Source organism: Acinetobacter sp. YH12205 (genome assembly GCF_013418125.1).
In the GTDB taxonomy this organism is placed as follows: domain Bacteria; phylum Pseudomonadota; class Gammaproteobacteria; order Pseudomonadales; family Moraxellaceae; genus Acinetobacter; species Acinetobacter towneri.
In genome coordinates, this window is sequence record NZ_VPCQ01000001.1 from 131,512 (window position 1) to 145,042 (window position 13,531).

General features: G+C 42.5%; 12 protein-coding genes and 1 tRNA gene. 9 read left to right on the forward strand and 4 right to left on the reverse strand.

The features are described 5' to 3' along the window. Positions 1–180: 180 nt before the first annotated feature. Positions 181–483 carry an HNH endonuclease gene (locus tag FTU92_RS00575; RefSeq protein WP_136144735.1) on the forward strand — a complete coding sequence of 101 codons (303 nt, stop codon included), beginning with the start codon at positions 181–183 and terminating at the stop codon, positions 481–483. A gap of 270 nt (positions 484–753) precedes the next feature. Here the strand turns inward: FTU92_RS00575 and FTU92_RS00580 are convergent. Beyond that, a tRNA-Leu gene (locus FTU92_RS00580) sits at positions 754–840 on the reverse strand. A gap of 177 nt (positions 841–1,017) precedes the next feature. On the opposite strand from FTU92_RS00580, the gene queA reads away from it, so the two are divergent. The 3 genes from queA to FTU92_RS00595 are packed head-to-tail and all read left to right on the forward strand — an operon-like array spanning position 1,018 to position 3,698. Continuing rightward, a complete protein-coding gene (queA, locus tag FTU92_RS00585) occupies positions 1,018–2,055 on the forward strand; it encodes a tRNA preQ1(34) S-adenosylmethionine ribosyltransferase-isomerase QueA (RefSeq protein WP_131262001.1) in 1,038 nt (345 codons plus the stop codon). Positions 2,056–2,080: 25 nt separating this feature from the next. After that, on the forward strand, positions 2,081–3,109 hold the full coding sequence (locus FTU92_RS00590) for a hypothetical protein (RefSeq protein WP_179988694.1): 1,029 nt from the start codon (positions 2,081–2,083) through the stop codon (positions 3,107–3,109). 22 nt (positions 3,110–3,131) lie between these two features. Further along, complete coding sequence (locus FTU92_RS00595) at positions 3,132–3,698, forward strand: LemA family protein (RefSeq protein WP_104852521.1); 567 nt, start codon at positions 3,132–3,134, stop codon at positions 3,696–3,698. A gap of 80 nt (positions 3,699–3,778) precedes the next feature. Here FTU92_RS00595 and FTU92_RS00600 read toward each other — a convergent pair whose 3' ends face one another. Then, positions 3,779–4,729, reverse strand: coding sequence for a sensor domain-containing diguanylate cyclase (locus FTU92_RS00600; protein ID WP_179988695.1), 951 nt, complete (start codon positions 4,727–4,729; stop codon positions 3,779–3,781). 622 nt (positions 4,730–5,351) lie between these two features. On the opposite strand from FTU92_RS00600, the gene FTU92_RS14150 reads away from it, so the two are divergent. From FTU92_RS14150 to secF, 5 genes are all read left to right on the forward strand, one after another. Beyond that, positions 5,352–5,729, forward strand: coding sequence for a hypothetical protein (locus FTU92_RS14150; RefSeq protein WP_306669350.1), 378 nt, complete (start codon positions 5,352–5,354; stop codon positions 5,727–5,729). 149 nt (positions 5,730–5,878) lie between these two features. Then, positions 5,879–7,009 (forward strand): tRNA guanosine(34) transglycosylase Tgt, encoded by a 1,131-nt coding sequence (gene tgt / locus FTU92_RS00610; RefSeq protein ID WP_004974942.1) that lies wholly within the window; start codon positions 5,879–5,881, stop codon positions 7,007–7,009. Positions 7,010–7,112: 103 nt separating this feature from the next. Further along, positions 7,113–7,442 carry a preprotein translocase subunit YajC gene (gene yajC, locus FTU92_RS00615; RefSeq protein ID WP_004974939.1) on the forward strand — a complete coding sequence of 110 codons (330 nt, stop codon included), beginning with the start codon at positions 7,113–7,115 and terminating at the stop codon, positions 7,440–7,442. 51 nt (positions 7,443–7,493) lie between these two features. After that, entirely contained in the window at positions 7,494–9,389 is a 1,896-nt protein-coding gene (secD, locus tag FTU92_RS00620; RefSeq protein WP_104852524.1) for a protein translocase subunit SecD, read from the forward strand. A gap of 8 nt (positions 9,390–9,397) precedes the next feature. Next, a complete protein-coding gene (gene secF, locus FTU92_RS00625) occupies positions 9,398–10,375 on the forward strand; it encodes a protein translocase subunit SecF (RefSeq protein WP_171458235.1) in 978 nt (325 codons plus the stop codon). A 90-nt stretch (positions 10,376–10,465) separates the two neighbouring features. Here the strand turns inward: secF and FTU92_RS00635 are convergent, their stop codons facing one another. Both FTU92_RS00635 and FTU92_RS00640 read right to left on the reverse strand, forming a co-directional pair. Beyond that, entirely contained in the window at positions 10,466–11,119 is a 654-nt protein-coding gene (locus FTU92_RS00635) for a 4'-phosphopantetheinyl transferase superfamily protein (protein WP_096902676.1), read from the reverse strand. A 76-nt stretch (positions 11,120–11,195) separates the two neighbouring features. After that, positions 11,196–13,502, reverse strand: a complete 2,307-nt coding sequence (locus FTU92_RS00640; RefSeq protein WP_004974935.1) for a bifunctional (p)ppGpp synthetase/guanosine-3',5'-bis(diphosphate) 3'-pyrophosphohydrolase — start codon at positions 13,500–13,502, stop codon at positions 11,196–11,198. Between the last annotated feature and the right edge of the window lie 29 nt (positions 13,503–13,531).

Consider the following 13,531-nt stretch of genomic DNA (forward strand, 5'->3'; position numbering starts at 1 on the left):
ACTAACCTAAGTTAGTGATGTAAAAAACCAGCGCTTCGGCGCTGGTTTTTTTACACCCTCATTTATATAGTGTTATGACAACTATTTCATTTTATGCTTAGATCTAAATTTTATGAATGTGAGTTATCAAAGGTTAGGATTTTTCATTCAACTATAGCCATAAAATAAGGAAAACCTAAAATGGCAAATTCATGGGGAATACCAAAGCACATAGAAGATGCGGTCTCGGAGCGAGACCTGTGCTGTGTATATTGCGGCAAAAAGTTTGGCACTGAAAGGGCTAATAAGAAGTCTTGGGAACACATTATCAACGATATAAGAATAACAACCTTATCCAATATTGCATTGTGCTGTGTTGGCTGCAATGCATCTAAAGGCAATAAAGACTTAGCAACTTGGCTCCATTCTGAGAATGCTCGAAAAAGAGGCGTCACCACTGAGACAATTGCAGATGTCATCAAAGTAGCTTTAGATAGTGAATAAAGCTTTTAAGTACTACAAGCCCTATAAGACACCCGATCAATCACATTTGATTATTGTATTGATCTAATAATTTAAGCTTAGCATCTGATTCCACCATGAGTACCAATGAAAAATCAGGTACTCATTTGGGTACTCATTTTCCAAAGTGACCACCTGAATTGTGGCTAATGGAATCATTAAGACTGGAGCTAAAAAATGGCACAACCCATTAATATACAGACAATAAAAAAGCCCCCAAGTCTTAATATGCTTGAGGGCTTTTCCTTTATATGGTCCCGAGGGTCGGACTCGAACCGACACGTCATCTCTGACAGCGGATTTTGAGTCCGCCGCGTCTACCAATTTCACCACCTCGGGTAGGTGTTGATGGGTATAATAAACTTTTTTGACAGCTTGTCAACGCAAGTTTTTTGCAATTGTTTAAAATTAAATCAGCTGTCATTTTTTTGATTTATAATCGACCAATTTCATCCATAAAACCTAAAAAAGCATATACTAGGCGCAGTTTTCCCAGTGTTCTAACTTGTTTTTATCATGCAGCTTTCTGACTTTAATTTTAATCTCCCCGATGAACTCATTGCTCGTTACCCACTAGCAAGTCGTAGCGCCTCTCGTCTGCTGCATCTTGATGCTCAAGGTCAGTATCATGACCATCAATTTACCGACCTACTGAATTTACTCGAAGCGGGCGATTTACTGGTACTTAACGATACCAAAGTCATGAAAGCGCGTCTTAAAGGTAAACGTGCCACAGGCGGTGCAGTGGAAGTCTTGGTAGAACGTCTGCAAGATCAATTTATTGCCCATTGCCATATTAAAGCCAGCAACTCACCAAAAGCAGGTGCAGAACTGTTTATTGGGCCTGATGCTGTAAAAGTGACCGTACAAGGTCGCCATGAAAACTTATTTATTGTCGAGTTTTCGCAGCCTATTTTAGACGTATTGGATGCCTACGGTCAGTTGCCGATTCCACCCTACTTTAACCGCGAAGCAGAAGCGATTGATACCGAGCGTTATCAAACCGTATTTAACGACCCAACAAAACTCGCTAGTGTTGCCGCACCCACTGCCAGCTTGCACTTTGATGAAGCCTTACTGCAACAGCTAGCAGATAAAGGCATTCAAAAAACCTTTGTGACCTTGCATGTGGGCGCAGGCACATTCCTGCCTGTACGTACCGATGATATTGCCAATCACATCATGCACAGTGAATGGTGTGAAGTTTCTGAAGCTGCCGTAGCGCTGATTCGTGAAACCAAAGCACGAGGTAATAAAGTTATTTCAGTGGGTACAACTGCTACCCGTGCCGTGGAAAGTGCAGCTCAAGCCCATTCAGGCGAACTTGCGGCTTGGTCGGGTGATACGCAAATTTTTATTTACCCAGGTTATCAGTTTAAAGTGGTGGATCGTCTAATCACCAATTTCCACTTGCCTGAATCCACCTTATTAATGTTGGTATCTGCGCTTTCAAGCCGTGAAAATGTCATGCAGGCGTATCAACATGCTGTGGCGGAACGCTATCGTTTCTTTAGCTATGGCGATGCCATGCTGATTGATCAAGCTCAGACTTAATTTTCAAACTGTAAAAGAAACCGCCATGCCGCTCGATTCCGTGCAACACTCCATTCATATTCGACGCAAGAAGAATCAACGGGTATTTCGTAATATCGCGCGGTTATGGGATATTGGAAAAAAAGCACAAAGCCATCAAGATATTTTAGATGGCTTACACCCTTGGCAAGATGACATCACCCTCAAGTTTGAAAATGTTTTGCCTGTCCTGCTTGGCATTATAGGTGTGTTGTTCTGTTTATTGCTCTTGATTCAACCGAGTAATATTTGGCTGCAATTCTGCTTGCTGATTGGGTTAGGCTGTATCTTCTGGGCATTTATTACCTATGAACAAGACGACCCCATTGAAGAAGTCATCACTTTTTTAGAACAAGAAAGCATTGCTCAACGCTATCAACTGGCATGGCAGCAACCACCGCAACATCTTGCCCGAACCCTACAACCCGTTTATTTGATTGCCCATTTAAAAAGTCTGTTCCCTTTATTTAATTTGGGGAATCTGTCCAATGAAATTCGCCGCTACGCCAGTACAGTTTGGCAAGATCAACAAGGCAAGCAGCATCAGGTTTTGGTATTTGAATATCGCTATGTCAGTGAAACCCGCATTAAAGATCAAAATGGCAATGACTACAAAGTACGTGAAGTGGTGCGACATTTATCGGGCGTATTTGTCTTTGATGTGCAGCTACAAGGTTTAGCCGTTACCTCAAACAATAAAACCTTTGGTGCGCCTTATCATGTGCCGTGGCATACCAGTGACATTCGCCTGAATCAAAAACTCAACTTTTTTGGCAGTGATGCAATTCAACTGGCGCGTACGCTCAGCCCTGCAATGGTGTTAAAACTGGATGATTTTTTTCAGCATCAGCAAGGTGATTTGTTATTTCACCCTGAGCGGAACACGCTCTGTTTTTTAGGTAATCGCAACTTGTTTGAAATTTCCAGTAAAGCAAAAAATATTCAAGATATTTCCGCATTGCGTGGACACTTACGCACTTTTAAATTACCTTATTTAGAACAATTACAGACAGATTTGATTGATTTTCTGGACTAAGAAAATCGTCTTGGGGCAAAACATGGGTATCGCAATTTTTCTTTTGGTTGTCATCGTCTTGGTGATGCTGGGCATCATGATTCGTAACAACATCATACGCCACCACAACGCCACCATCCGCGCTTGGGCAGATGTGACCAGTTTTGAACGACAGAAGTTAAAAACGCTTGAAGAACTTGCGCCAGTGGTCGAACAATATGCAGGTATGGAAAAAGGCACTTTAGAAAAAGTGACTGAACTGCGCCAAAATATTATGAACCTAAACATCAACAATGCCGATGTCAGCCAATTACAACGTGTTGAAGCCTTGAGCAAAGAATTGATGCGCAGCTTAAATGTGGTGGTCGAAAATTACCCTGAACTCAAAGCCGACCAACTGTATTTAAAAATGATGCATGAAATTGATGAGCAGAACGAAAATGTCGGTGCTGCGATTACTATTTATAACCGCAATGTCGAGTTATTTAATAACTATATTCAGGTCTTTCCTAACAACATGATTAACACTGCAACCACAGCGAAAAAACCTGTGCGCGCCTTTCGGGACAACAGTGCAGCACAAAGTTTTGATTATCGTCCAAACTTTTAAGCCATTTAATTCTAAGCCGCTCCTTTGAAATTATTTATAAAAACAGCAAGCACGAAGCTTGCTGTTTTTTCAGATTTCGACTAAACACAAGACTGTGTCAGATACTGCACCTGATTACGTCCTTTGTTTTTTGCCAAATACAACAATTCATCGGCTGAATGCAGAAAATCGACCACATTGTGATACTGCTGATTTTGGTGATAGCTATTTACACCAATACTCACAGTAACTTGGGTCGTCTCCCCTGTCTTGGTATGTGGAATTTCCAGCGCATATACTGCCTGTCTAAAGTTTTCAGCAAGTTGTACAGCATCTGCCAATGGTGTTTCAGGCAACAGCACCACAAACTCTTCGCCACCAAAGCGAGCCACAAAGTCAGATGCACGAGCAAAGTGTTGTTTAAGCAACTGCGCCACACTAATCAAACAATGATCACCCTGTAAATGTCCATAATTGTCGTTATAAGGCTTGAAATGGTCGATGTCGATAAACAAGAGAGACAATGCATGTTGATGACGCACAGCACGTTTAAATTCGTTTTCTATACGCTCACTGAGCGCCTTTCGATTGGCAACCAAGGTCAGCGGGTCTTGTAAGCTCAAAGCCAGATTTTTGCGACTCAACGCTTCGAGTTCCAACTCCATTTGTTTACGCGCAGAAATATCAAACATAAACCCAATAATCGCCACAGTTTCGTTATTTTCACGAATCACATGCACCACATCACGAATCCAGACATAATCTCCTGTAGCGGTTAAGGCACGATAATCCGCTTCGTGGTCTGTGCCTTGATCGGACAGACTCACACACATATTCACGGTCTTGTCCCGATCTTCAGGATGCATCCGATCAATCCAATCTTGTGCAGTTTTCCAGCTGTCTTGCGTCCAACCCAGTAAAGACTCAATTTGTGGGCCAATATAGCTAAAAGCTTTGGTTTTCCAGTTAATCTGCCACAGAATTGCATTCGTGGTTTCCAAAAGTGTTTTATAGAATTGGTCTTCTTTTAGTGCACTGTTTAATTCACTCATAGCCCACCTCTATGAATTGATTTTAATTACAATTTAACAACTTAAGTGAGCTTTGACTACAATTTGTTTTGTCTTATTGACATTTTTCTCAGCTTTGACACAATCATGAGGTTGAGCAAAATATAAACAACAATTGCTCAAAACATAAATCCCAAAATAAAAAGTAAGCCGATAAAATGTTAGAACATATTCAGAACCTGAAAAACCCCTCATTCAAGAGTTTTTCCAACTCTATGAGCAATATGAACAAGACCAAATTTATGCCTGTGTACTGGTCTTTAATGAATATCTTGGGGTCGATTATTTAGCTGTTTCAAGCCAACGCAGCCTGTTTAATGAACAGGAAGATGAAGCACAATATTTATCTGAAGTAAATAAATGGAATATAGAAAAATGGCGTTATCGCACTCAAGCCAACAATTCTAGCGGTCTGCATCAATTTAAAAATATTTTTGCAGATTATTTTAAACAGCGACATATCTATGGCAATCCTCTGCTGAATTCCAATGACACGCTGCAATACAACCATCTTGAACTTTTACTGGATATATTTCAGCAGGCTAAACAATCTTTATCGGGCGCTTATGGCTTAGATTTAAGCCAAATTCTGTTTTTTATTCATGTGCCCAAACAGGTCGATGTAGAAATCCACTCAGCGCAATTTCTAAACACTCCAAGTGCTTTGCTCGATGAATTCCTGCACAACAAAGCGCCTCAAACCACGATGGAACAATCCACCGCACAACCCAAGCTCAAACTACAACAAGTGGATAAAGACTTGCTGATTGATCTGGCACAACTTTTAGAAGTGGAACCGTATGATTATTTGAGCATTGCACATGAAGCCTATTTGCTCACATTAGAACCGAGTTTTATTGACAGTAATTTATATATTCAGCGTTTAATTCAGCACGTTGCTGCAATGGACAATCATGAACAAGGTGAAATTGCCTTACATAAAGAAATTACCCAACGTATTCAGCAATTTTACGCCATGTAAGCACAATGGATTTGAACAAAATATTTACTCGCAATTTTTACCAAGGAAAACGTATCTCAACTGGCAATTCCGTGCAGAATCTAGGAAAATATTGCACTTTTAGCATGAACAATCAGCGAACTGTTTTTTCGCCTTGATTTGGAACATATATGAAGTTTGAGAAATTAGGTCAGTCGGGGCGCGCCCGTCGTGGTCGTTTAACACTTGCTCATGGTGTGGTAGAAACCCCTGTGTTTATGCCTGTGGGGACGTATGGCACAGTCAAAGGCATGCTGCCACGCGATATTGAAGAAATTCAGGCACAGGTTATTTTAGGCAATACCTTTCATTTATATTTGCGTCCAGGGCTAGAAGTGATTCAGCAACACGGCGGTCTACATGAATTCATCAAATGGGATAAGCCTATTTTGACTGACTCTGGTGGCTTTCAGGTGTTTAGCTTAGGCGCAATGCGTAAAATTAAAGAAGAAGGTGTGACCTTCCGTTCGCCTATTGATGGCTCAAAGGTTTTTCTTTCGCCTGAAATCTCGATGGAAATTCAAAAAACTTTGAACTCTGACATCGTGATGATTTTTGACGAATGTACGCCTTATCCTGCAACGCATGAAGAAGCACAAAAATCTTTGCAATTGTCTTTACGCTGGGCAAAACGCTGTAAAACACATCACCATGATGAACTACAAAACAGCAACGCGCTGTTCGGGATTATTCAAGGCGGTATGTACGAAGATTTACGTGTTGAATCTTTAAACGGCTTACTTGAAATTGGTTTTGATGGTTATGCCATTGGCGGTCTTTCGGTGGGTGAACCGAAAGAAGAAATGATCAAAGTACTGGATTATTTGCCAGCTAAAATGCCAGAAGATAAACCACGTTATTTGATGGGCGTCGGCAAGCCAGAAGATATTGTGGAAGCAATTCGTCGTGGCGTCGATATGTTCGACTGCGTGATGCCAACCCGTAATGCGCGCAATGGTCATTACTTTGTAACCGATGGCTTGGTGCGTATTCGTAACAGTAAGTATCGTCATGACCAAAGCCCGCTCGATCCGCATTGTGATTGCTATACTTGCAAGAACTTTACCCGCGCTTATTTGTTTCATTTAGAAAAATGTGGCGAAATGTTGGGGTCAATGTTGGGCACTATTCATAACTTACGTTATTACCAACGCTTTACCCAAGATATTCGCAATGCCTTAGATAACGGCACTTTCGATGAATTTGTACAGGACTTTTATGCCCGTCGTGGCCTAGAAGTACCGCCTTGTCCTGAAGATTAGTCTTTTCAGTATTTGCGCTGAGTAAAAAGACAAGGTAAATTGCAGAACAAACCCAATTTATTATCAGATCACTGATCGCCAGTTTTTAGTTTAGGAAAATGAAATGAGCCTTTTTATTTCGACCGCTCACGCAGCAGGTGAAGCTGCACAACAACCAAGCCTTGTGGCTAACCTTTTAATGATTGCAGTCTTCATTGCAATTTTCTACTTCCTGATTTGGCGTCCACAATCAAAGCGTGCCAAAGAGCATCGTACACTGATTGAAAGCTTGGGCGTAGGCAGTGAAGTGGTATTCGCAGGTGGTCTTATGGGTAAAATCACGAAAATTGAAGGTGATTTTGCAGTGGTAGAGCTGAACCGTGGTGTAGAAGTAAAAGTACAACGCGCGAGTGTCATTTCAGTTCTTCCTGAAGGCACATTAAACAACCTCTAATCAAAAAGAGTCGTGCTCACGCACGACTTTTTCATTTTAAGAAGAAAATAAATGCGTTACCCAGCATGGAAATATCTGCTCATCCTCGTTGTTCTTGTGGTGAGTACATTATATGCCCTGCCTAGCTTGTATCCAGATGAACCTGCTGTTCAAATTTCAGGTGCCAAAGCTGGTACCCAAATTGATCAAAGCATCATACAAAAAGCAGAGCAAATTTTACAATCAGAAAATATTGCCAGTCATGACAACAGCTTTACCAACAATGCTGCATTGTTGCGTTTAGACACCTCAGAAGCCCAACTCAAAGCCAAAGAAGCTTTACGTCGCGGTTTAGGTGATGACTATGTCGTGGCACTGAACCTTGCGCCAACCACACCAGAATGGCTACAAAAAATTGGTGCAAAACCAATGAAACTCGGTCTGGACTTACGTGGTGGTGTGCACTTCTTATTAGAAGTGGATATGGACAAGGCCATCAGCCAGCGTATGGAAACTTCAGCCACCGATTTACGCCGTCAATTGCGTGACAACAAGCTGAAATTTAATAGCCTTTCGCTGAATAACAACACCATCACCCTACAGTTTGCCAATAATGCAGACCGTGATGCAGTGATGGATTTCTTGCGTCGTAACGGCAATGAATACACACAGCAAGCTGTAGCCACCACAGAAGGCTCTAGCTTACGTCTGAACTATACCGATGTCCGTAAACAGGAAATTCAGTCGTATGCGGTCAATCAGAACTTAACTACTTTACGTAACCGTATTAACGAGTTAGGTGTGGCTGAAGCTTTGGTACAAACTCAAGGTAGCAACCGTATTGTAGTGGAATTGCCAGGCGTACAAGATACTGCTGAAGCGAAGCGTGTACTCGGTCGTACTGCGAACCTCGAATTCCGTTTGGTGTCTGACTTAAATGATCAATATATTGATCCGTACACAGGTCAGACTACAGGTACAGTACCACCTGGCACAGAAGCGTTTGCCTTTGAATCTTTGGACAGTGGTCGCCAATTATTATTGAACCGCAGCCGTATTTTAACGGGTGAGCGTGTTCAAAATGCGTCGAGTGGTTTTAGCCAAGATACAGGCGGTGCAGAAGTTAACATTACCCTTGATGCTGCGGGCGGTAAACTCATGGCAGATGCGACACGTAACGCTGTGGGTAAACGTATGGCGGTATTGTTTATTGAAAACAAACAACGTATTAGCTATGTGACCGATGAAACTGGCACACAAACTGAAGTACGCACCCCATATACCGAATCTGTCGTCATTAATGCTGCAACCATTCAGGCGGTATTGGGTTCGCAGTTCCGTATTACAGGTCTAGATTCCCCACAAGAAGCCTCTGAATTGGCCTTAATGCTTCGTGCAGGTGCCTTGGCAGCGCCAATGTACTTTGTCGAAGAACGTGTGATTGGTCCAAGCTTGGGTCAAGAAAACATTGATAAAGGCGTATTGTCGACTCAGATTGGCTTCATTTTGGTTGCAATCTGGATGGTGGTGTTCTTCCGTCTATTTGGTCTGATTGCCAACTTCGCTTTAGTGTTTAACTTAGCCATGATTTTAACCGTCATGTCTTGGATTGGTGCATCACTCACCTTGCCGGGTATTGCGGGTATCGTAATTACCATTGGTATGGCGGTGGATGCCAACGTCTTGATTTGTGAGCGAATACGAGAAGAAATTAAGTGGGGGGCCTCGCCCAAACAAGCCATTGTGGCGGGTTATGACCGAGCGTATAACACTATTTTCGACTCGAACTTAACCACATTCTTGGTGGCATTCATTCTGTTTGCGATTGGTACAGGTCCAATCAAAGGCTTTGCTGTGACGCTCATGATTGGTATTGTCTGCTCGATGTTTACTGCAATTACAGTGACCCGTGCAATTGTACAAATCATCTACGGCAAAAAACGTAACTTGAAAAAGTTGAGCATTTAAGGAGATCACTGATGACTGAGAATACTCAACTGCCTTCAAAAAAATATGGCCGCCCTGATGATGAGCGCGTGATTCCGTTTATGAAGATTGCTTTGCCTGCGGCATTGCTTTCTATTCTATTAACGGTCGCCAGTATCTTCTTCATTGCCACCAAAGGTTTAAACTTAGGTTTGGACTTTACTGGGGGTATTGCTGCAGAACTCAACTATAGCAATCCAGTAAAAGCCACCGATGTTTCTAACGCATTGGTCAAAGCAGGCTTTAACGACCCTGTGGTACAAACGCTTGGTTCAGACCGCGACCTAATGGTACGTATGCCTGTGCAAGAAGATGTTGAAGCAGAAGACTTAACCAAAGCAATTACTGCTGCGGTACAACTACCAAATAACACGGCAACTGTGCCAAAGGTAGATGTGGTTGGTGGTCAAGTCGGTAATGAGCTGTACGTACGTTCTGCGGGCGCTGTAGCTTTAGCGCTGTTATTGATGTTGGTATACGTCACCATTCGCTTTGAATTCAAACTGGCAATGGGTGCGGTACTGTCATTGTTCCACGATATTGTGGTGACACTGGGTATTTTTGCCATGATGCAATGGCCATTTGACCTGACTGTATTGGCAGCGTTATTGGCGATTATTGGCTTCTCACTCAACGATAACATTGTTGTATCTGACCGTATTCGTGAAAACTTCCGTAAAATCCGTGGTGCAACACCACTTGAAGTGGTAAACATTGGGCTGACAGAAACTTTACGTCGTACCATTCACACCTCTATGACCCTATTATTGGTTGTAGTCGCGATGATGCTCATGGGTGGTGATGGTCTGAAATGGTTCTCGATTGCGATGTTTGTGGGTGTCTTTGTCGGAACATATTCATCTATTTACATTGGTACAGCCTTTGCCTTATGGCGCGGTTTGAACCGTCAGGACTTCATTGTTCAAGTCAAACCTGAATTTGAAGGTGAAGAGCAAGAAATTCCTTAATGCATTTCTGCTGACACCAACATTCAAGCCTATCTTCGGATAGGCTTTTTTGTGCCTTAGCATTGCGATATTTACGCTGACGTTGCGATGTTAATGCTGAATAATATGAATCTGTGGAAACTGAAAGCCTACGCAAGATGGCGCTGCTCGCCATGCTACGGTCAACATACAATCTGATAAACGAAAGTTTTGATAGGCAAAATGCCCAATCTGTGGATGATGACAAATGCCGCCCTGTGCATTGGGATGCATACGAGTATCCAACTCATTCAGGCTTAAACGAATCCCTAAACCTGATGCTTTCAGCACTGCTTCTTTAGTTGTCCAGACACGAAACCAATAATCAGCGTCGTGTTCCAAATCTTGCCAGTATTGGAGTTCATTGGGATGAAACGCATGTTGTGCCAAGGCATCGAAACGCACCTTACGGTCTAAGTCCTCGACATCTACGCCAACATCGAGCAATTCAAAACTGCTTACCAAAGCATAATGCTGACGGCTATGACTATGGTTAAACTGCAATTGAGGGAATGCTGTCAAAAATGGCTTGCCATGTGGGTTACGCTCAATATCGCTGTTTTGAATATCGTGTTCTAAGTATCCAGAAAGCAATTGATTCCGATGCCGATAAATAGCCTGTTTTTGCTGTTGAATCTGTTCACTGCGTACAGCACTTGGATCGGGACTAAAAATCTGCTGAATGCGGCTAACATTCACACAAATTTTTTTAGGTGTTTTATTCATCCGCCCTTCTCCATTTTGGCTGAAATACGATAGAAAAAAAACCAGCAAACATGCTGGTTTTTTAAAGCGTGCTCGCTTAGCTGCCTTGCACCAAACGACGTGCGCTGATAATCCCTGGTTGCTGCTCTAAACGTGCCAACAAACGAGAAAGTTGCGCCAAGCCTTTAACCTCAATTAACAATTTCATATTGGCGATACCATCACTTTCAGAAATAGTATTCACCTGACGAATGTTAATTTGATCGGCAAAAATCACTTGGGTTAAGTCTTTGAGCAAACCACGGCGGTCATAGGCTTCCACCACAATTTGCACGCTTTGACCACGGGTTGGCTGCATTTCCCAATCGGCTTCTACCGCACGTTCAGGTTCGTTGCCAATCATACGCACATAGTCCGAACACGCCACTTTGTGAATACTCACACCACGGTTCAGGGTAATATACCCCGCAATCGCTTCACCATGCACAGGCTGACAGCATTGTGCGATATGCAGTTCAACGTTATCCAAACCATCAATCAAAATGCCATGTGCCGATAAGGTATGGCTGGCACGTGGGTTCAAGGTTGGCTTCAACACCAGTTCAGGTTCATCCTGATCTAAGTGCATGTGACGATTGACCTGATTAATTAAGGCATGCAGGCTAATATCACCATTCACCAAACCAATCAGAATGTCTTCACCTGTTTTGACGTTAAAGTGATTGCAATAATCATTTAAATCAATACTTTTTGGATGAATCGCCAAACGTGACAATTCTTTATTGAGCACTTCACGCCCAACTTCCAGATTTTTACTGCGGTCTTGCTGTCTAAACCAATGACGCAGCTTATCGCGCGCACGTGCTGTCTTAATATAACCTAAAGAATTCACCAACCAATCACGGTTCGGTTCACGGTCTTTTTTGGTCAAAATCTCGACCTGCTCGCCTGTTTTTAAAGTATAGGTGAGCGGCACATAGCGCTGATTGACCCGTGCGGCATAGCATTTATTGCCGACTTCGGTATGCACATGATAAGCAAAGTCCAGCACCGTTGAGCCACGTGGCAATTCTTTAATATCACCATCACGGCTGAACACATAAATTTTCTCAAAATCTTCAAACTCTTGGATTTGTTCAAAGTTTTCAGAATCATCATCTTCTTTATGTGCGCTGGCATCGTTACGTTCCTGATAATGCTCCAAAACAGAACGCAAAGAATGTAAACGATGATTAAACGAATGGTCTGTGGCTTTAGAACCTTCTTTATAATTAAAGTGTGAACATACCCCAAGCTCGGCTTCTTCGTGCATATCTAGGGTACGAATTTGCACTTCAAGCGACTTGTTTTCTGCAATTACGGCAGTATGCAATGAGCGATAACCATTGGCTTTTGGATTGGTAATGTAATCATCAAACTGGTGCGGAATATGCCGCCACAATTGATGTACGATGCCCAAAGAGTGGTAACACTCTGGAATGGTTTTCACCAAAACACGTACAGCACGAATGTCATAGAGCTGATCGAAGCTGAGGTTTTTACTCTTCATTTTTCGATAAATCGAATAAATGTGTTTCACCCGCCCGCTAATTTCGGCATGAATACCATTATTGCCCAGCTCTGTACGCAATTGCTCAATTACGTTTTGAATGTAGTTTTCACGCTCCAAACGCTTTTCATTCAGTAACGTCGCAATTTCTTTATAACGGTCTGGCGCCAAATAACGGAAGGCTAAATCTTCGAGTTCCCATTTCAGTTGGGCAATGCCTAAACGGTGTGCCAATGGCGAGTAAATGGTTAAAATTTCTCGCGCCACACGCTCCTGACGTTCTTTGGAAGCGGTTGCCAACTCACGTAATGAATAGGTACGTTCTGCCAGTTTAATTAGCACCACGCGCACATCTTCCGTCATGGAAATCAGCATTTTATAAATGCCTGTTAAATGTTCACGCTGGTTATTATTAAAATGGTCTTCTAAACGCTTATTTTTCTCAATCAGTTCAGACAACTTACCCATCGACAAGGTGCCTTTGATCAAGCCATAAACTGCTTCACCAAATTCTTCACGCACTTCATCTAACTGCATGACATTTTCACGCACGCTACGATAGAGCATGGCTGCAGACAAAGTGTCTTCATCGACATGCAAGTGCGCTAAAATATTCGCCATCTCAATACCTGTATATAAGGTATGCGATGGATGACTGACGTCTGTTTCCAGCTCTTTTTTCAGGGTGTAATTGGCAACGCGTTCTAATTGTTCAAGTGCCGCCCCATCGTAAATCCCGCGTACTCGGTCTAGCCATTCTGCTAAATCCTGTCGGGCTTGCTCGGCATGTTCTACAGTCGTTTCCTCAGACAGTTCATTTAAACGTCCAGGAAGTTGTTCACGTACTGTGACCATACCCTTCTCCTACCTCTATGTACTTCATA

What these genes read in the sequence shown, in the direction of transcription:
- FTU92_RS00575 (WP_136144735.1), top strand. Translation starts at nt 181, where the DNA reads ATGGCAAATTCATGGGGAATACCAAAGCACATAGAAGATGCGGTCTCG.
- queA (WP_131262001.1), top strand. Translation starts at nt 1,018, where the DNA reads ATGCAGCTTTCTGACTTTAATTTTAATCTCCCCGATGAACTCATTGCT.
- FTU92_RS00590 (WP_179988694.1), top strand. Translation starts at nt 2,081, where the DNA reads ATGCCGCTCGATTCCGTGCAACACTCCATTCATATTCGACGCAAGAAG.
- FTU92_RS00595 (WP_104852521.1), top strand. Translation starts at nt 3,132, where the DNA reads ATGGGTATCGCAATTTTTCTTTTGGTTGTCATCGTCTTGGTGATGCTG.
- FTU92_RS00600 (WP_179988695.1), bottom strand. Translation starts at nt 4,729, where the DNA reads ATGAGTGAATTAAACAGTGCACTAAAAGAAGACCAATTCTATAAAACA.
- tgt (WP_004974942.1), top strand. Translation starts at nt 5,879, where the DNA reads ATGAAGTTTGAGAAATTAGGTCAGTCGGGGCGCGCCCGTCGTGGTCGT.
- yajC (WP_004974939.1), top strand. Translation starts at nt 7,113, where the DNA reads ATGAGCCTTTTTATTTCGACCGCTCACGCAGCAGGTGAAGCTGCACAA.
- secD (WP_104852524.1), top strand. Translation starts at nt 7,494, where the DNA reads ATGCGTTACCCAGCATGGAAATATCTGCTCATCCTCGTTGTTCTTGTG.
- FTU92_RS00635 (WP_096902676.1), bottom strand. Translation starts at nt 11,119, where the DNA reads ATGAATAAAACACCTAAAAAAATTTGTGTGAATGTTAGCCGCATTCAG.
- FTU92_RS00640 (WP_004974935.1), bottom strand. Translation starts at nt 13,502, where the DNA reads ATGGTCACAGTACGTGAACAACTTCCTGGACGTTTAAATGAACTGTCT.